This is a genomic window from Sorangium sp. So ce836, from assembly GCF_028553905.1.
GTDB classification, from domain to species: domain Bacteria; phylum Myxococcota_A; class Polyangia; order Polyangiales; family Polyangiaceae; genus Sorangium; species Sorangium cellulosum_D.
This window is the reverse complement of sequence record NZ_CP102233.1, coordinates 6,808,167-6,827,377: the sequence shown is the minus strand read 5'-3', so window position 1 is coordinate 6,827,377 and position 19,211 is coordinate 6,808,167. Positions and strand designations below refer to the sequence as shown.

Sequence of the window (19,211 nt, the reverse complement as noted above, 5' to 3'; positions counted from 1 at the left end):
CTCTACGCCGGTTCCTGGGGAGCCGCGCGATCATCGACGTGGTCCGCGCCGCCCGCGGCGTACGCGCCGACGAACTCCCGCAGCTTCCGGGTCTGGTAGCCGCGCGCGAGCGCCGTGAGCTGCTCGATCCAGGGCGTGAGCCGCGGATCGTGCAGCCTGAGCCGCTCCGCCTCGTCCAGGATCCTGTGGACGAGCCCCTTGCTCGCGAGCGCCGACAGCGTGGCCAGGTCTTCGGCCGAGGGCGGCGTGAGGCGCCCGCCGTCGCCGTCCGTGGTCCGCTCGGCCGGCGAGCCCTGCGCGGGCGCCTCGTCGCGGCGGAGCCACTCGATGCCCAGGAGGCGCGATATCTTGTCGAGGAGCGCGCTCGCCTGGACGGGCTTGGGGAGGAAGTCATCGCAGCCGGCAGCGGCGCACTTCTGCTGCTCGGCCTCGGAGACGCTCGCCGACGAGGCCAGGATGACGACGCCCCGGAGCTCGGGCATGCGCTTGAGGCGGCGCGTGGCCTCGCAGCCGTCCATGCCCCGCATGTACACGTCCATCAGGATGAGCGCCGGCGCGCGCTGGGCGGCCATGCGCAGCGCCGCCTCGCCGCCGTCGGCTTCGCACAGCTCGAAGCCGAGCGGGCCGAGGAGCCCGCGCACCACCGCGCGATTCTGGGGGTTGTCGTCGACGATGAGGATCGTGCGGCGCTCCCCCCGATAGCCGACGATCGCGTCCCACCTCCGGGCCTCGCCCGGGCTCGCCGCCTGCTCCGCCGGTCGCGCCTCGGCGAGCGGGAGCGTCACGGTGAACGCGCTGCCCGCGCCGACCTCGCTCTGCACCTCGATCGCCCCGCCGAGCTGCTCCACGAGCTTCTTCGTGATGGCGAGGCCGAGCCCGGTGCCCTCGCTCCTCGCGCCCTGCTCGCCCACCTGCTCGAAGGGCTCGAAGATGCGCGACAGGTGCTCCGCGGCGATCCCAGGACCGGTGTCCTCGACGCGGAAGCGCACCATCCGCCCCGCAGGGACGCTCTCCTCCAGCACCTCGACCCGGAAGAGCACGCGTCCACGCTCGGTGAACTTGATGGCATTGCCGAGGAGGTTCAAGAGCACCTGCGTCAGCCGCTTCTCGTCGGCGCGGACGGCCTCGAGCGCTGGGCCGCGCAGCTCGTGGGTGAACGCGATCCCCTTCGCCTCGGCGCGCACCCGGCACAGATCGACGACCATCTGCACGAGCGCAGGCAACCGGACCACCGTCACGACGGCGTCCATCTTGCCCGCCTCGATCTTGGCCAGCTGCAGCAGGTCGTTGATGAGCGAGAGCAGGTGGTGGCTCGATTTGTGGATGACGCTCAGCCCATCCCGCCACGCCGGCGGGAGCTCGGGCGTCCGCTCCAGGATCTGCGCGTAGCCGATGATCCCGTTGAGCGGCGTGCGCAGCTCGTGGCTCATGCTGGAGAGGAAGTCGCTCTTGGCCTGGCTGGCGCGCTCCGCCGCCTCCTTGGCGACGCGGAGCTCGGCGGTGCGCTCCTTGATCTTGGCCTCGAGGTCCCGGTAGAGGAGGGCGTTCTCCACGGCGATCGCGGCCTGCGCGGCGAGCATCGACAGGAGCTCGACCCGCCGCTCGGGGAACGCCGCGGGGACCTCGCGGTGCTCGAGGTAGAGCACGCCGAGGAGGCGCCCTCGATGCGAGAGCGGCAGCGAGAGGAGCGAGAGGACGGGGTGCGCGGCGACGTATGGATCGGCGGCGAAGCGCGCGTCGGCGCGGGCGTCGTCGGCCACGACCGGCTCGCTCGTGCGCGCGACGTAGTTCACGACCGTCCTCGCGACATCCGCGCACTGCGAGAGCGGCTCGGACAGGCCCGTCTCGATCCGGCCTCCGTGCACCGAGAGCCGCGCCACCACCGAGAGCTCCTCGCCTTCGCCCAGCAAGAGGGCGCCGCGCTGCGCCCCGGCGCTCTCCAGCACGAGCTCCATCAGCCGGCCGACGACCCGCTCGGGGTCGAGCTCGCTCGACAGCGCCCGCGCCGCGCGCACCGCGGTGTTCACGTCGAGCTGCGCGCCGCCGGCGACGCCGGTGGTGGTCAGCGTGGAGACGCCCGTCGCGAGGCGGCGCTCCGCGGCCGAGAGCTGGGCCGGCGCGCGCAGCAGGGCGGGCCACCGCGCCTCCAGGTGGGCGACCACGGCGTGCGCGCCCCAGCGGAGATAGGCGTCCCGGGCCTCGCGCAGGTACAGCGCGCCGATGCGGCGCCTGCCCGCCTCCAGGTGGAACTCGGCGCAGAGCTGGGCGGCGAGGGCCTCGATGTGCAGGAAGCGCTGCCCGCGCGCGAGCTCGATGGCCTCGTCGTACCTGGCCATGGCCTCGTCGGTCTTGCCGTGCACGCGGGCGTGCTCCGCCTCGAGGAGGCGCAGCTTGTGCAGGAAGTTGTCGGCGCTCCCCTCGGCGAAATACCGGAGGCGCGCGAGGCCTTGCTCGATGTGATCGCGGAGCCTGGCCCGCTCCTCCGCGTCCGTGACCTCCGGCCAGCACCTCGCGGCCGCGAGCGCGAGCCAGAGGGGCACGTCGGTCACCGGCGGAAAGCCGAAGATGGACATGCGGAACTGCTCGGCCTCCCGAGCCCGCGAGAGCGCCATCGGATACGCGCCGGCGGCGAGGAACAGGTGGGCCTCGAGGATGCGCGCGAGCTCGGCCGCCATCACGTCCCCGTCGGCCAGGAGGGAGCGGGACCCTCGTGAAAACGGCTCTTCCGAGCGGAGCCTCGCCGCGCCGTCCGCGGTCGACAGGAGGCCGCACCACGAGGCGGCCGCCTCGAAATAGTGGGTCCCGAGCGCGGTCCCCGCGCGCTGCATCAGCCCCCAGCGGGCCGCGCGGTGCGCCTCGATCTGGCCGAGCGGCTGGCCGCGCCACACCCGGTAATAGAACAGGTCGCCTTCGAGCCCCCAGCTCGCCCCCTGGAACGAGCCGACCTTCAGGCCGGTCGCGCAGGTCCGCTCGAAGATGGGCGCCATCTCGTCCGCGGGGCGGGCGTAGGCCGTGTACTGGCCCTCGAAGGACAGGCACTCTGCCAGGAAGGGGGACGCCACGCGCTCGGCCGCGCGCACGCCCGGCCCGACCCAGCTCGCGGCGCGACGATAGAGCCCGGTGGTGAGCGACCAGACGTTGGCGAAACAGACGATGATGAAGGGGGAGACCGGCGTGAGCACGCCTTGCCGCCGCACGCGGAGCACGGCGCGGACGATCACGAGCGCGGACAGGATCGGCTGGCCGCCGATTGCCGCGCAGACCATCAGGTGCATCGTCAGCGCGTCGACGAGCACGTGCGCCGGCGATGGATCGGAGGGCATCCGGTCGAACGCCTCCGCATCGCCCTCGAACCATCGATCCAGCTCGGCGGACTCCTCGAGGAGCGCGGCGCGGCGGGCGTCGTCGGTGTCCGGAAACACGATGTCCTGCTCCGCGAGCGCGGCGAGCCCCAGCTCCACCCCGCGCGCGAACTGGCCTGCTGCCTGGATGCAGCGGACGCGGAGCTCGTGCACCGAGAGCCTGGCGAGCGCCGGCAAGGGCATCGCGAGCAGCCGCACGGACCGCGCCTCGACGTCGTCGAACTCCCGCATCAGAAAGGCGGCCTCGAGGCGCTCCAGCGCGAGCTCTGCCGACAGCGCGGGGTGCTCGCGCCACGCGTCGTCGCCGAGCAAGGCCTGCCCCGCCTCGGCGAGGCTGGCGAGGAGCCGGTGCGAGCTCGCCGCCTTCGCGGCGCGCGCGGCCTCGAGGTTCAGGCGCGCGAGCGACTCGCGCTCGTCCGCGGCGTCCATCCGCGCCGAGCCCAGGTTCAGGTGCCGCACGAGCTCCAGGAGCTGCTGCGGTGTGCCGCCCTGCGCCCGGTGCCGCGCCCAGAGCCGCCGGCCGATCTCCAGGTGCGCCAGGACGCGCTGCTCCGGCGAGGCGCGCTCGTAGCTCGCCTGTTGCACGCGGTCGTGCAAGAAGCGGTATTCCGCGTCCAGCGCGCCCTCTCCGCTCTGCCCCAGCGCCTGCGCGGTCCGGTAGGCTCCGTCGACCGGCACGAGGAGCTCCTCCTGCAGCGCGGGCCACAGCGCCCCGGTCACCCGGGCGCGCTCCCACCCGCTGAGCCGCTCCAGATCGTGGAGGTGGAACGTGTGCCCCGCGCACGCCGCGAGCCCGAGGAGCTGCTGGGTCGCCTCGGGCATCTCGAGCACCTTGTCGGTCAGGAAGGCCACGACGTTGTCGGTGATCTGCGCCTGCGCCAGATCCTTTCGATCCCAGCGCCACGCGCCGCTCTCCGGGTCCCGGACCACCTTGCCCTGCTTGTGCAGCGAGAGCAGCAGTTGCTCCATGAAGAACGGGTTTCCTCGGGTCTTGTGCCACAGCGCCCGCGCGAGCGGCTCGACCCGCGTCGCCTCGCCGTCGAGCGCCCGCGCCGCCCACGCCAGCACGTGCTCTTCCGACAGGGGGCGCACCGACATCCTCGACACCCGCGCTCCGCTCTCTTCCACCGACGAGACGAGCCTCCACAGCGGGTGCTCGGGGGGCGCCTCGTTGTCGCGGTAGGCCGCGATCACCAGGAGATCTCTGCGCTCCGCGTCGGTGAGCAGCGTCTTCAGGATCTCCAGCGTGGCGCTGTCGGCCCATTGCATGTCGTCGAGGAAGATCACGAGCGGCGCGTTCGGCGCCGTGACCGCCCGCACGAAGTCGAGCCAGGTGATCCGCTGGCGGGCGAGCACCTGATCGCCCTGCACCGGCGGCACCGGCGCGAGCTTGCCCATGATCCGGTCGAGCTCCGGCACCACGTCGGCGATGAGCCGCGCGTTCTCCCCGACGTCGGCCTCGATTCGCGCCTGCCATGCGCGGAGCACCGGCTTCGGGCTCGCCAGCCACTGCTGCATGAGCGCCCCGAATGCTTGCGCCATGGCCGCGTACGGCGTCGACCGCGCGAGCTGGTCGTGCTTGCCGGAGATCAAGAGGCCGCGCCCTCGGGCCGCGATGTCCCCGTAGACGGTGCGCACCAGCGCCGTCTTGCCGATGCCGGACGGACCGCCGAGGAGGACGAGCTCCGCCGCGCCCTCGGCGGCGCGGGCGAAGCACGCGCCGAGGAGCTCGCGCTCGCGCTCTCGTCCGACGAGGACGTCGGGCAGCCGCAGCTTGCGCGAGAAATCCCTGCTTCCGAGCGGGAATCGCTCCACCGTGCCGCGCTCGCGCCACAGGTGGAGCGCGCGCTCCAGGTCTTCCGCTGCGCCCCGGGCCGTCTGGTATCGCCGGTCGGGGTTCTTCGCCAGGAGCCTTCCCGCGATCGCCGCGAGGCCCGGGGGCACCTCCGGGGCGACCTCGTCGAGGGCGGGCGGCTCTCTGGCCAGGTGCGCGTGCACCAGCGAGAGGGGGTCGCGGTCGGTGAACGGCAGCCGGCCCGAGAGCGCCTCGAAGAGGGTCACGCCGAGCGAGTACAGGTCGGTGCGCGCGTCGATCGCCCGCGCCGTGCGGCCCGTCTGCTCCGGCGACATATACGCGAGCGTCCCCTCGAGCCCTTCGGGGATGCTCGCCGCCGTCGCCTCCAGCGGCAGCGACGAGGCGATTCCGAAGTCGAGCAGCTTGACCTGCGAGTACGTCGCATCGACCAGCACGTTCTGGGGTTTGACGTCCTTGTGCGTCACCCCCGCCGCGTGCACGGCCTCGAGGACCCGCGCGAGGAGCGCGCCGAGCCTCAGCCCCGCCTCCACCGGCAAGCGCCCTCGCTCGGCGAGGACGCGATCCAGCGACCGGAGGCCGGGGTCCTCGAGCGCCAGCCCGACCGTGCCGCCCTGCTCCAGGAGCTCCCGCGCCCGCGGTATCCCGGGCACCGCCCCGAGCTGCGTCAGGATCTGATGCTCGTGCAGGAGGCGCCCCGTCACGCGCGAGCTCGGCTCGGGCGCCGCAGGGAGCTTGAGCACCACCCTGTCGCCCGAGGGGCGATGGACCGCGCGGCACACGCGGGTCTCGGTCCCTTCGTGCAGCACCTCCCCCACGGCGTAGTCTCTGAGATCCATCCCGGTTCAGCTCCTCTTCGGGTCCGGCGGAGATGCCGGGGAACGACGATTCATCCGGACGTCAGAGCTCGCCCTCGCGCCGGCGACGGCCGCGCGTCCGCAGCGCGTGCTCCACGCCCGACTGCAGGGTGGCCTTCGTCACGACGTGATCGAGGTGCAGGTCGAGCCGCACGAGCGTCTGCGCCGCCTCGGCGCGGATGCCGGTGACGACCGTTCGCGTGCCGAGCAGCGACAGCGCCGTCGCCGCCTGCACGAGCATGCGCGCGACCGTCTCATCTACCGATCTGACGCCGGTGATGTCAATGATGAGGTGGTCCGCCCCGCGCTCGCTCGCGCCGTGCAGCGCGGTCTCGACCGCTTGCCTGGCGCGCTCGACGTCGACCGTGCCGACGAGGGGCATCACGAGGATGCCATCGATGATCGGGATGAGCGGGGCGGAGAGCTCGAGGAGCCGCTCCCGCTGGGCCGCGATGATCTGATCTTGCAGCGCGGCCCTCGCCGCTTCGGCGCGCTCGCTCTGGAGCAGCTGGTCGGAGAGCCGAGCGTTCGTGTCGCGCAGCGTTTGCACGGCCTCCGCCAGCGCCTCCTCGGCCCTGACGCGCTCCCGGATCTCCTCCGAGAGCCTCCGATTCTGCTCCTCGATGGCCCGCGTCGCGCGCCGGAGGGAGATCTGCGTGTGCACCCGCGCGAGGAGCTCGGTCTTCTCGAACGGCTTGGTCACGTAGTCCACGGCGCCCACGCGGAAGCCCTGGATCCTGAACTTCGCTTCGGCGAGCGCCGTCATGAAGATGACGGGAATGCTCCGCGTCGCCGGGTCGGCCTTGATCCGCTGGCACGTCTCGAACCCGCTGAGGCCGGGCATCAGCGCGTCGAGCAAGATGAGATCCGGCAGAGTCAGGCCGGCCAGCTCGATCGCCTCCTCGCCGTCGCACGCGACGGCGACCTCCAGCCCATCGGAGATGAGCGCGTCCGACAGCACGTTGAGGTTGTCCGCGCTGTCGTCCACGATGAGGACGAGCCCGGTGGGCCGAGATTCTTGCGCTTGCATAGGTGTCTGCCAGTCTCAGGAGGCCCGAAGGCGCCTCCCGGGCTTGGCCGGCGTGTCCCGCCGGGCGGCGAGCGAGCAGGCGCACGCGCGGTGAGCTGGCATCTCTGTCACGGAAGGCGTCACGGAAGGCATCCCTCTGGCATCGTAACGTTCGTACCATGGGATGGCCGGCGTTAACACGTCTTTTGTAGGCGGTAGAGGAAAGGGGGTAGGCTGAGTCACACCGGGCGTCCTATCATTGACGTAGGCAGTATGCGCGTACGCACGTACGCGCACGCCGGCGCGCTTGCTGGCTGACCTCGGCGCAGTCCGTGTCGAGGCGGTTCGGACGCCCAGCGCGGCGCCATGGCTGTCGCGTGTGGCCGCTGCAAATCGACCTATTGCCGCCGCAGCCGCCTATCGACCTCGGAGGCGGCCCGCTCCCATGGGACAACGCCTCGCAGCTCGCCGCCTTCTTGGTCAAGCTCGATCCGGACGGGGACCACCTCTTCAGCCGCGGACATCTCTCCGGGGACGACAGGACGATCGCTCTGCGAGACATCGCGGTAGGCGAGGCGGGCAACTCCGCTGCGATGCTCGCCTACCCGGGCTTCTTCGACGTTCGCATCGATTTGATGACATACAATGCGGCGGGCGATTCCATGTGGAGCTTCTCCCATCGGACGGTCCAGGGCGCAGGCGGGGTCGCCATGGACAGCGCCGGTAATGTCCTGGTGGCCATGGGGCGCGCCGAGGGCGAAGAATCATGTTGGTTCCGGAGCGGCGCTCTGGCGCCGCACGTTCACGGACGCGATCACCGCGTTTGGAGAGCTGACGATCGATCACGACGACGGTGTCGCGCTCGTCGGCGCCTTCCTGGGTACGGTCGACTTCGGCGCCGGCCCGCTCACCGCTGAACGCACACACGGCTTTGTGACGCTCTTCGCTCCCTGACGTACGCGATCGCGCGTACGCCAAGGGCGCCGGCCGCCGATGTCCGCGAGCTTCCGCCACGCCGGGCCGGCGCTCGCTTGCGCCATCCCAGCCCGCGCCGCCCGGCCAACCTGGGTCGGTTCGCGCAACCTGGGTCGGTTCGCGGCACCGCGGGACGGCTCGCCCGCAGCGCGGGCGCACCCCTCCGCTGCACACTTCCAGCCTGACCAAGCTGGCGACCCGCGAGCCCCGCGCATCCCGAGAAAGCGTGGACTTCGAGCGCGCGCCGAGGAGCCCTCCAGGCAGACCAGACGCCGCTCGGCCGGGGGAGGGAGGGCAGGGTGAGCGAAAGGGCGCGCTTCTTGACGAAGTGGGTTAGAGTGCGCCCCATGCCTGATTTCGCCAAGCTCGCCGCCGCGTGCACGATGGCCCGCGGCCTCGCCATGGACGCCGTCCACGCCTGCTCCTCCGGTCACCTCGGCCTGCCGCTCGGGGCCGCCGAGATCGGGGCCGCTCTCTATGGCGACCTCCTCCGTCACGACCCGAGCGAACCGCACTGGCTGAACCGCGACCGCTTCGTCCTGTCCGCCGGCCACGGCAGCATGTTCCTGTACGCCTGGCTGCACCTCTCGGGCTACCCGGTGTCCATCGACGACATCCGCCGCTTCCGGCAGTGGGAGTCGAAGACGCCCGGCCATCCGGAGTACCACTACACCGAGGGCGTCGAGGCGACGACGGGCCCGCTCGGTCAGGGCGTGGGCAACGCGGTGGGGCACGCGGTGGCCGCCAAGATGATGGCCGCCCGCTACAATACCCAGGAGCACACGATCTTCGACCACACCGTCTGGTGCCTCGCCGGCGACGGCTGCCTCCAGGAGGGCGTGGCCGCCGAGGCGGCCGCCTTCGCGGGGCACTTCAAGCTCGACAACCTGATCCTCATCTACGACGCCAACGACGTCACCCTCGACGCGATGGCCGCCAAGACCCAGAGCGAGGACACGGCCAAGCGCTTCGAGGCCTACGGCTTCGAGGTGCTCCACATCGAGCAGGGCAACGATCTGCAGGCCGTCCACCGGGTGCTCAGCCAGGCGCGGGCGTCGAAGAGCGGCAAGCCGAAGTTCGTCGTGGCCCACACCCTGATCGGCAAGGGGATCCCCGAGGTCGCCGGCACGCAGAAGGCGCACGGCGAGGGCGGCGCCAAGTTCGTGGACCAGGCGCGCAAGAACCTGGGGCTGCCGCCGGAGCACTTCTACGTGAGCGAGGAGGTCAAGCAGTTCTTCGCGAAGCGCAAGGAAGAGCTCGGCAAGGTGCGCGCGGCGTGGGAGTCGACCTTCCAGGCCTGGCGCGCGAAGAACCCGGAGCTCGCGCAGAAGCTCGACGAGGGCACCTCGAGGAAGGTGCCCGCCGATCTCGACGCGCGCGTCCCCGCCTTCGCCGCCGGCACCAAGGTCGCCACGCGCAAGGCCGGCGAGACCGTGCTGCAGGCCGTCGCCGAGGCGGTGCCCGCGCTCATCGGGTCGAGCGCGGATCTCTACGGCTCGACGTTCAACTACATCGCGTCGAGCACCGACTTCGATCCGGAGCACCCCGGCGGCCGGAACATCCGCGCGGGCATCCGCGAGCACGGCATGGGGGCGATCCTGAACGGCATCGCTTACCACGGCGGCCTGCGCCCGAGCGGCGCCACGTTCCTCGTGTTCGCGGACTACCTGCGGCCGAGCATCCGCCTGGCCGCGCTGTCGCACCTGCCGGTCATCTACATCTTCACGCACGACTCGGTGGGCGTGGGCGAGGACGGGCCGACGCACCAGCCCGTCGAGACCGTCGCCGGGCTGCGCGCCATCGTCGATCTCGACGTCATCCGGCCGGCGGACGCCGAGGAGACGGCCGGCGCCTGGATCGCCGCGCTGGAGCGCACCGACGGGCCGACGGTCCTCGCGCTCACGCGGCAGGCCGTCCCGATGCTGCCGGGCGACGCCGCCCTGAAGCGCGAGGGCGTCCGGCGCGGCGCCTACGTCCTCGTCAAGGAGACGGCGGCGCTCGAGACGATCATCATCGCGACGGGCAGCGAGGTGCAGCACGCGGTCGAGGCCGCCAAGCGGATCGGCCCCGGCGTCCGCGTCGTCTCCATGCCGTGCGTCGAGCGGTTCGCGCGCCAGGACCGCGGCTACCGCGAGGCCGTGCTGCCCGCGGCGTGCACCCGGCGCGTGTCCATCGAGGCCGGCGTCACCTTCGGCTGGCACCAGTGGGTGGGCTCCAAGGGGCTCGCCCTCGGCATCGACCGCTACGGCACGAGCGCCCCCGGCGACATCGTGATGGACCGGCTGGGCATGAACCCGCAGGCCGTCGTGCAGGCGGTGCAGGACCTCGTGCCCTGAGGCTCGGAAGAGCCGCCCGCCCATACGCCGAGGACGTCGGGGAGCAGCGCGCTCCCGGCGTCCTTGGCGCCCTTTCCGCCGCTGTTCCGGCGGGCGCCGGCCGGCTATAGTCCGCCGCGGTGCGCTGCCGGCTCTGCGCTTCACCGCTCGCCTATATCCATGGCCACGCCGCGTGCGTGAACGGCCGCTGCCCGATGTTCGGCGCCAACCAGGCCGAGTGCTGCAGCGGCGAGACCGCGGAGAGCTGCCCTGCCGCGGCCGACGACGGCGCTGCGCCACGGTCGCCCGCCGGCAGGCCGGGAGGGCGCGCGCCGTGACGCGGGCCGCTCGATCGACGAGAGCCTTGGCGACGAGAGCGCTGGCGACGAGAGCGCTGGACGCCGCGCGCCGCGGAGCTACATGCCGCCCGTGCCGTCGGGCGACCTGATCTCGCAGCTCCTGGCCCTCTTCGCGGTGCTCGGGGTCGGCGTGCTGCTGCGCGCGCTCGGCCGCGGCGGCCAGGCGGACGCGGCCGCGCTGAACCGGCTCGTCATCGACGTGACCACGCCGGCGCTGATCGTCTCCGTGCTGCGTCGCTCCGGCATCGGCCACGGCGCGTGGGGCGCCGTCGCCGCCTCGGCGATCGCGCTCTTCGCGTGCGCCCTGGCGGGCATCGCGGTCGCGCGCGCCCTCGGGCTCCCGCGCGCCGCGCAGGGCGCCGCGGGCCTCGTCGGCAGCTTCTCCAACACCGGGTTCCTCGGCGTGCCCGTCGTGCTCGCCCTCTACGGGCGGGCGGGCGACGCGGCGGGGACCGCGATCCTCGTCGACAGCATCGTCACGACGCTGATGCTCTGGACCTTCGGCGTCGCGCTCGCCGCGCGCATGGGCGCGGGCGGCGACGCGGACGCGCGGAGCTTGCTCCGGGTGATCCTGCACCCCAACGTGCTGTCGATCGCCGCCGGGCTCGCGCTCTACGCGCTGCCGATCCCCTTGCCGACGTGGGTGGAGCGCGCGCTCGACGCGCTCGGGAGCGCGACCCCGACGCTCGTGTTCCTCGCGCTCGGCCTGAGCCTCGACCTGCGCTCGCTGCGCGGCCGCGTGCGGCCGCTCGTCGCCGTCGCCGCGGTGAAGCTGCTCGTCGCCCCGGCGGTCGCGCTCGGCGCCGCGGTCGCGCTCGGCCTCCGGCGGCCGGTGTCCGAGGTGGCGGTGCTGCAGTCGGCCATGCCGACCTCCATGGTGTCCGTGATCGTCGCGGCGCGGTACGGCTGCGACGGCGAGTTCGCCGCGGCCACCGCGGTCGTGACGACGCTCGGGGCGCTGGCGACCCTGCCGGCCGTGGTCGAGGCGTTGCGCCGGCTCCTCGCGTGACGCGCGCGACGCCGGAGGATCGCGGGCGAGGCCGCTTCACCTGGCGATCATCGCCCGGGGCGCGTCGCCCGAGGCGCCGCCCCGCCAGCGCGGAGCCATCAAGCCCGCCACGAGCGCGACGAGCGCGTTCACCGTGCGGGCCTCGATGAAGGCGCCGTCGGGGATCGAGACGCCGAGCTCGTCCTCCAGGGAGACGAGCAGCACCAGCGCCGCGGGCAGGCTGATGCCCATCGTCGTGAACAGGTCGGCATGGGCCGGCAAGGCCTCGGGGTGCTCCGCCCTCACCAGCCGCGCGACGATCGCGCGCACGCGGGCCTCGGCGCGCCGCGCCGCGGTCTCGGGATTGTGCATGATCCTGCCCCCCAGCAGGACAAGCGCAGCAAGCCACGCTCGCCGGAAACAGCGCAGAGTATGGTCGGCCTGAAGGATGCCGCAAGCGCGGGCTGCCTCCGCCGGCCGCGCCCGGCCGCGCGCGGCGCGACTGCGTCCGCGACGCTGCCGTCCAGCGAGGGCGCGGCGCGCGCGGCCGGGAGCGGCGCGGAGGCATCCGGGCCCGCGGCCGGCGCGCTCACGCGCCGACTTGATAGACGCGCTGGTAGCCCGCCTCGACGTCGGTGATCGTCACCTCGACGATGCCGTGCGAGGTGATCGCGTACTGCTCCTCGATCAGCGGCCCCTCGTCGCTCATGCGCTGCACGGGCACCGCGCCGAGCTCGGCGGCGCGCTCGCGGAGCCGCCGGTCGAAGGGGAACACGACCTCGTTGAACGCCGTGATGTCGCCGTGGGGCACGCCGAGCCGGTCGAGCGCGGCGCACTCGACGAACCGGTAGCGGCCGACGTTGTGCGCCGCCCGGTACACGCGCCGCGAGACCACCGGCGCCTCGTGGCTCGACGGGACGCGCGCCTCCCGGTCGAAGATCGGGTCGAACACCACCTCCTCCCCGCCGCTGCTCTCCCGGAACACCCCGAAGTGGCGCGACAGCCGGTCGGACAGCTCGAAGCCCGCGTCCTCGTCGACGGCGATGGCGAGCCCCATCGCGATCGCCGCCGAGGGGTAGGGGGAGCGATGGACGCGGCGCCCGAAGCGGTCGCGCAGCGTCCGCGCGACGATGGGCAGCGAGCTCGCGCCGCCGACGACGTAGATCCCCGCGATGTCGGCGAGCGCCTCTCCCGCGCCGGCGTCGAGGCGCGCGATCACCGGATCCATCGCGGTGATCGTCGCCTCCACGAGCGGCACGCACCGGTCGTAGAAGTCGGAGGCCGAGATCGTCACCTCGTGGGCGGGCGCGAGGTCGCCGAGGCACGCCTCCAGGTCGATCACGATCCGCCGGGAGTTCGGGTTGAGCCGCTCCTTCGCCTCGCGGCACTGGTCCGCGAGCGCCGCGAGCGCGCGCGCCGGCAGCGCCTCGCGCTCGATCTTGGCCGCGGCGAGCGCCATCTCGCTCAGCGCGGCGTCGAAGTCGTCGCCGCCGAGGTGGTTCAGCCCCGCGGTCGCCACGGCGTCGTGGCTCCGCCCGGTCATGTGGACCAGGGAGGCGTCGAACGTGCCGCCCCCGAGGTCGTACACGACGATGTGCTCGCGCTTCGACGTGATGGTGCTGCGGTAGCGGTGCGTGTACTCGAAGCCGGCGGCCGAGGGCTCGTTCAGGAGCGCGATGACCTCGAAGCCGGCGCGGCGGAAGGCGTCGAGCGTCACGAAGCGCTGCGTCCCGTGCGCGTTCGCCGGGGTCGCCACGACGCAGATGAGGCGCCCATCGTCGTCCTTCTTCTTGGGCCGGTTCGACCGGTGCAGCACCGCGTCCCGGAGCGACCGCAGGAACAGGGTGAGGAGATCGAGCACCCGGAGCTTCGTCCCGCCGATCTCGACCTCGAAGTCGGGCGACGCGCGCGGGCCCGAGAGCACGCGCTTGAACGAGCGGAGCACGGTCCACTCCGGGTCCGAGGCGACCGCGAGGGCGTCGAAGCCGAACCGGAGCTCCCCCCGGCGCTCGGCCGCCACGGAGGGGTAGAAATCCACGGGGTCCCCCGCCGTGTCCTGGAAGCTGATGACGGGGTAGTTCCCCCGGTCGCAGCACGCGACCACGGTCCGCGTGGTCCCAAAATCGATCCCGAGTCGCAAGGCGGGTCTCCTCCGGCCCGCATGCTGCCACACTCGGCCTCCCGCGGTGCAGATCGCTGCACGCGGCCCGCGGGAATGTCGGGGAAGCGCTTTTCCAGTACACTGCCCGCGTGGACCCCTCCGGCCTGAACCTCCCGACGCCGCCGGATCAGGGCAAGCAGTCGCAGCTCCTCGGCGGCGTGATCAGCACCTCGATCGGCGTCGTCCTGCTCGCGGTGGGCCTGATCCAGCTCCTTTTCTTCTATCTCCCCGGCAAGACGCCGCGCCTGACCATCGAGCTGATCCTGATCCCGATGGGGCTCCTCTTCGGGATCCCGGGCGCGCTCGATCTGCGGCGCTCGCTCCTGAACCGCTGGGTGATGCGCCACGGCGTCCCCGCCCAGGCGGAGGTCCTGCGCCGCGACTTCACGAAGAAGCAGTACAACGGCAACCCCGTCAGCCGGCTGCGCCTCCGCGTCCTGCCGCGCGACGGGGAGCCTTACGTGGTCACGATCGAATGGATCGCCCACACCGAGCTCATGATGCTGACCCCCGGGCGCGTCGTGCCGGTGAAGGTGCACCCGACGAAGCCCCGGGCGGTCGTGATCGCCGCCTGATCGCGCGGCGCCGCGCGCCGGATCAGGGCCCGAGGCTGAGCACCGTCGGCTGGCTCGGGGCGATCCGCATGCCGGGGCAGTTCGTGTTGTTCTGGAGCGACACGCTCGTCAGCTTGGTGACGGGCATGCCCCCGATCAGCACCGAGAACGAGCCGGTCACGTGCCGGACCGGCCCCATCACCGTCCCCGAGGCCACGCCCGTCGCGACGCCCGCGTTGTCCCCGTTCGACAGCGGGATCGTGGTCCCGAGGTTGTGCGTCGGGGCGCCCATCGTGAGAACCGTGTAGACCGCCGACACGCCCATCGGACCGACGCCGACGTTCGGGTACGGCACCGGCACGGGCGCAGGCGCCGGCGGCGCCGGCGTCAGGCAGACGTCCGGGAAACCCATGGACATGCCGCCCATCTGCGTGTTCACAAACATCGCCGCTCCTCCTTCAGTTCAGGTGGACCTGCTCCGCGCTGATCTTGACCACGTCGGTCGCGGTCACGAGCGCGTTCTCGCCGCGGATCTGCGCGTTGCCCTCGGCCGCGTAGTCGAGCTGCCGCGCGCGGACCTGGTCGATCTCCTCGACCGCGCGGTAGACGCGCTTGGCGCGCTGGCTGAGCCGGTCGAGCACCGCGTCGAAGGTCGACGCGACGAGCTTCACCTTGCCGAGCTCCGCCTTCACCGCGGCGCCGAAGACCTCGATCCGCTCGAGCGTGACGCGCCCGCTCAGGGCGGCGATCTCGAGCGCGGAGGACGTCACGCGCACCGCGGCGCCCGAGGCGAGGTCGACCCCCTCCTGGGCGGCGATCCCGACCTTGCCGCGGCGGGACCGGAGGACGAGATCCCCGTCGGCCGTGAGCACCGTGGGCGCCGGCGCGGGCCGCTCCAGGACCGACAGCACGAAGCTCTCGCCGCCCTCCTCGGTCGCGACGAGCACGCGATCGCCCGCCTGCGGCTCGACGAGGCAGCCCACGGCCCGCCGCGCCGCGAGCTCGGCCAGGGCCGTGCGGACGCGGACGCCGTCCGGGCCCGCCGAGATCACCTCCCCGAACTCCTGGTAGACCGCCCGCGCCTCCAGCTTGGGCGCCGCGCTATGCATCGCTGTCTCCTTTCCAGACCGTCTTGTGCCGCTCCCACCACAGCTCGGCCTCGGCGAGATCGGCGTCGTCGCCGAGCGCGCCGGCCCGCAGGAGGGGGTAGATCGCGCCGGCGTCCTTCACCCGGTGCAGGCGCGCCCGGAGCATCGTCGCGCCCGAGAGATCCGCCCCGTCCAGGATCGCGTTCGAGAAATCGGCGTACGTGAGATCGCTGCCCCGGAACACCGCGCCGGCGCACTGCGCCCGGTGCCAGATGCTCTGCGCGAGATCGCACTCGTCGAAGCGCGCCCCGGCCGCGCTCGCCTCCACGAAGAGCGCCTGGAACAGGCGCGCCGCGCGCAGATCGGCCTCGTCGAGCCGCGCCTTGACGAACTGGGCGTTCGTCGCCTCGGCGCCGGCCATCCGGGCGCGCCTCAGGTTCGCGCCCTTGAAGTTCGTCTGGACGAGCCGCGCCCGCTCGAAATCGCACCCCTCGACGTTCGCGTCGATGAGCTGGGCCATGGAAAGGTCGGCCCCCGCGAACACGTGGCCGGCGAGGTTCGCCTCGGTGAGCACCGCGGCCTGAAGGCGCGCCCCGACGAGGCGGGCGCTCGCGAGATCGGCGCGGAAGAGCGCCGCCCGCCGGAGGTTCGCGCCCGAGAGATCCGCGCCCTTCAGGGTGCACTCGAGGAGCGAGGCGCGCTCGAGGTCGGCCTGCGCGAGCGTCGCCTCGTCGAGGCACGCCTTCGTGAGCGTCGCGAGCACGAGCTCCGCGCCGGCGAGCGACGCCGCCGTGAGGTCGCAGTCGGACCAGGTCGCCGCGCCCAGGTCGGCGCGGTCGAGCCTCGCCATCGTGAACCGGCTCCGCAGCGCGACGGTGTGGCGCAGCTTCGCCCCCTCGAGCGCCGCGTTCGCGAAGTCGCACGCGGTCAGCGTCGCCTCGCGCAGGGTCGCGCCCGCGAGGTTCGCGCTCCGGAACGAGGTGTTCGCGAAGCACGCGCCCCGGAGATCGGCCCCGGACAGGTCGAGCCCGCCGAGATCCTCGCCGTCGAACAGCTCCCCCTCGCGGACGCGCCGCTCGAGCTCAGCTTTGTCCATCGTCGCCCCGTTCCTGCACGTAGCGGAGGTGCTTCACGTTCGCGTCGCGGAAGCTCGTGCGCGCGTCCCCGACCATCCTCGCGCCGTCCGCGCGGAAGAGGCTCGCCTGCTCGAAGCTCGCGCCGGACACGTCGGCCCGGCCGAGCAGCGCGTCGCGCAGGTCCGCGCCCCGCACGTCCGCGCCCGTCAGGCTCGCCCGCTCGAAGCGCGCCCCCACCGCGCGCACCCCCGCGAGCTCCGCGCCGGTCAGATCGGTCTCGCTGAGGTCGGCGGCGGTCAGGAGGGCGCCGGCGAAGCGCGCGCCCGCGAGGTTCGCGCCGCGCAGGTTCGCGGTCGTCAGATCGGCGTCGCGGAAGTCGGCCCGCGCGAAGCTCGACCCCCGCTCGGCCTTGACGACCCGCAGGTTGACGAGGCTCGCCCCGCGGAAGATCGCCCCGTCGCCCTGCGCGTCGACGAACGCCGACGCGTCGAGCCGCGCCCCGGTGAAGTCGGCTCGGCTGCAGTCGACCTCGAAGAAGTCGCACTTCACGAGCGTCGCGCCCGAGAGGTCCGCGCCGGCCAGGGAGACCTTCGAGAAGAGGAGCTGCTCGGCCCGGCAGCCGCGCAGGCCGGCCCCGTCGAGGAGCGCCTCGCCGAGGTCGGCCCCGTCGAGCGTGGCGCCCTCGAACCCGGCGCCCGACAGCGCCGCCCGCGCGAGCACCGCCCGGCCGAGATCCGCGCCCGCGAAGTCGACCCCCGCGAGGTCGGCGCCGCCGAGGTTCGCGCCGGCGAGCGACGCCCCCCTGAACCGCGCGCCCCGCGCCCGCGCATGGGCGAGCACCGCCCGGTCGAGGCGCGCGCGGTCGAAGCAGCACGCCTCGACGCGCGCTGCCTCGAGGAACGCCTCGGAGAGATCGGCCCCCGTGAAATCGAGCCCCGACAGGTCGATCCCGGAGAGATCCCGGCCGGCCAGGCTCTCGCCGCGCCGGAGCGCCGCCTCGACCTCCTCGCGCGCGCGCCGCGCGTCCTCGGCGTCGAGCGGCGGCATCGGCTCGTTCTGGTGCACCGACTGCCGGTACGCCTCCTTGAGCTGCTCCTCGATGGCAGCGAGCTTCGCCGCGAGATCGGGGTCCTCGAGCTTGCGGTGCACCTCCTCGGGCATCTCGACCCCGGTCCGCTCGGACAGCTCCCGGAGGCCGCGGAGCGTCGCGAGCTCCTGCTCGGCGCTCCACTTCGGCGGCCCGAGCGACCGCCGGCGCGCGCTCTCCAGCGCCGCGTCCGCGTCGACCCCCGCGGCGCGGCACTGCTCGCGGAGCTCGTCCATCGCCTGCGCGCGCCGCGCCTCGGCCTCCTTCAGGATCGCGGCGGTGCGCCGGTCGACCTCGTCCATGAGCTCCGCGAGATCGCCGGTCTCCATCGCCTCGTCCAGCGGGGGCTCCTCGGGGAGCGCGGCGCCGGGGTCGACCCCGAGCGCGCGCACCTGCTCCCGGGCGCGCTCGAGCTCGAGCTTGATCCGCCGCTCGAGGTTCGCCTCGAGCGACCCCTCGCGCTCGAGCAGGAGCGCCACGTCCTTGCCGCTGCTCGGCTTGAGCACCGCGAGCCCCTCGGGCAAGAGGTCGCGGTCGCGCAGCGCGTGGAGCGGCCCGCGCTGCTTGTCGAGCCGCTTCTCTCGCACCTCCTCGTAGCGCTCGCGCGGGGCGGGGCGCCCGATCCGGTCGAGGCCGACGAGGACCTCGGTCACCTCGAGCTCGTCGTCGGTCGCGACCGGGAACACGCCGCGCCACACCAGGGCGACGCGCTCGACATGCGGGAACAGCCAGACCGTGTCGCAGTGCATCGGGACGTCGGCGAGCCGGTCGTCGGACCGCGTCCTGACGAACGCGCGCGCGGCCAGGCCGGGGAGCGACCCCTCGAGCCGCGGCTGGTCCGGGTGCATGTGCTCGACGACGAACGCCTCGTCGCCGCGGAAGTACCCGGGCAGCCACTGATCCTCGGGCGCCATGCTGAAGAAGCGCGGGTCGAAGTCGTCCGGGAGCTCGGGGTAGCGCGCCTTCAGCCAGCGCTGGCCATACGTGCCGGCGCGCCCGATCCGGGGCTCCCAGGTGAGGTCGACGGGCCCGAAGCCGGCCGGCGGCGGCGCGTCGCCGGGCGACGTGACGAGCTTCCCGGGCCACTCGACGTTGGGCAGCGGGTGGATCGCCTGGCCGCCCGCGGCCACGGGCCTCGCCCCCTTGCCGGCGGGGTTGCGCGGGTCGCCCTCGCCGCCGAACGCGTTCGCCCAGGAGATCCGCATCTTCCGGAAGGGGACCGGCTCCGACGGGCCGGTGGTCTGCCAGACGCGGTCGCCGATCACGTAGAGGCGCTTGTCGATCGGGCCGAGCGCGACCCGGACCTGCCGGGCGATCACCGGCTCGGGCGAGAAGGCGTAGCCCTCGACGAGCACCTCGCCGCTGACCTTGGGCAGGCCCGGGTCGAACGTGCTCGATCCTTCCTCGGCGAAGGTCCTGGCGAGGTCGGCGTCGTTGAGCAGGCTGGGGCCGTCGTCGCCGAGCTGGAAGGCGGCGGTCACCGACAGGCAGCCCCGGCCGGGGAGGCCGATCGCCTGGACCCGGATCATCGGCAGGAGGCCTGCGGGCTTGAGGGTGCGCACGGGGA

At 73.1% G+C, this 19,211-nt stretch carries 11 protein-coding genes; 3 read left to right on the top strand and 8 right to left on the bottom strand.

Features of this window, described 5'->3' with window-relative positions:
* Positions 1–2: 2 nt before the first annotated feature.
* Both NQZ70_RS24825 and NQZ70_RS24820 read right to left on the bottom strand, forming a co-directional pair.
* On the bottom strand, positions 3–6,014 hold the full coding sequence (locus NQZ70_RS24825) for an AAA family ATPase (protein WP_129576404.1): 6,012 nt from the start codon (positions 6,012–6,014) through the stop codon (positions 3–5).
* A 61-nt stretch (positions 6,015–6,075) separates the two neighbouring features.
* Positions 6,076–7,062 carry a response regulator gene (locus NQZ70_RS24820; protein ID WP_129576403.1) on the bottom strand — a complete coding sequence of 329 codons (987 nt, stop codon included), beginning with the start codon at positions 7,060–7,062 and terminating at the stop codon, positions 6,076–6,078.
* A gap of 1,301 nt (positions 7,063–8,363) precedes the next feature.
* On the opposite strand from NQZ70_RS24820, the gene tkt reads away from it, so the two are divergent.
* Together tkt and NQZ70_RS24810 are read left to right on the top strand one after the other, a co-directional pair.
* On the top strand, positions 8,364–10,352 hold the full coding sequence (tkt, locus tag NQZ70_RS24815) for a transketolase (protein WP_129576402.1): 1,989 nt from the start codon (positions 8,364–8,366) through the stop codon (positions 10,350–10,352).
* A 399-nt stretch (positions 10,353–10,751) separates the two neighbouring features.
* Positions 10,752–11,699 (top strand): AEC family transporter, encoded by a 948-nt coding sequence (locus NQZ70_RS24810; RefSeq protein ID WP_129576400.1) that lies wholly within the window; start codon positions 10,752–10,754, stop codon positions 11,697–11,699.
* 36 nt (positions 11,700–11,735) lie between these two features.
* Here the strand turns inward: NQZ70_RS24810 and NQZ70_RS24805 are convergent, their stop codons facing one another.
* Entirely contained in the window at positions 11,736–12,050 is a 315-nt protein-coding gene (locus tag NQZ70_RS24805) for an acyl carrier protein (RefSeq protein WP_129576399.1), read from the bottom strand.
* A gap of 217 nt (positions 12,051–12,267) precedes the next feature.
* Entirely contained in the window at positions 12,268–13,818 is a 1,551-nt protein-coding gene (locus NQZ70_RS24800; protein WP_129576398.1) for an Hsp70 family protein, read from the bottom strand.
* 110 nt (positions 13,819–13,928) lie between these two features.
* Here NQZ70_RS24800 and NQZ70_RS24795 point away from each other — a divergent pair, with 110 nt between their 5' ends.
* Positions 13,929–14,414 carry a hypothetical protein gene (locus tag NQZ70_RS24795; RefSeq protein WP_129576397.1) on the top strand — a complete coding sequence of 162 codons (486 nt, stop codon included), beginning with the start codon at positions 13,929–13,931 and terminating at the stop codon, positions 14,412–14,414.
* A gap of 22 nt (positions 14,415–14,436) precedes the next feature.
* Here NQZ70_RS24795 and NQZ70_RS24790 read toward each other — a convergent pair whose 3' ends face one another.
* The 4 genes from NQZ70_RS24790 to NQZ70_RS24775 are packed head-to-tail and all read right to left on the bottom strand — an operon-like array spanning position 14,437 to position 19,206.
* Positions 14,437–14,838, bottom strand: coding sequence for a DUF4150 domain-containing protein (locus tag NQZ70_RS24790; RefSeq protein ID WP_129576396.1), 402 nt, complete (start codon positions 14,836–14,838; stop codon positions 14,437–14,439).
* 13 nt (positions 14,839–14,851) lie between these two features.
* Positions 14,852–15,502 (bottom strand): DUF3540 domain-containing protein, encoded by a 651-nt coding sequence (locus tag NQZ70_RS24785; protein ID WP_129576395.1) that lies wholly within the window; start codon positions 15,500–15,502, stop codon positions 14,852–14,854.
* Entirely contained in the window at positions 15,495–16,577 is a 1,083-nt protein-coding gene (locus NQZ70_RS24780; protein ID WP_129576394.1) for a pentapeptide repeat-containing protein, read from the bottom strand. The genes NQZ70_RS24785 and NQZ70_RS24780 overlap by 8 nt, the downstream gene beginning before the upstream one ends.
* Positions 16,564–19,206, bottom strand: coding sequence for a DUF2169 domain-containing protein (locus NQZ70_RS24775; protein ID WP_129576393.1), 2,643 nt, complete (start codon positions 19,204–19,206; stop codon positions 16,564–16,566). The genes NQZ70_RS24780 and NQZ70_RS24775 overlap by 14 nt, the downstream gene beginning before the upstream one ends.
* Positions 19,207–19,211 lie beyond the last annotated feature (5 nt).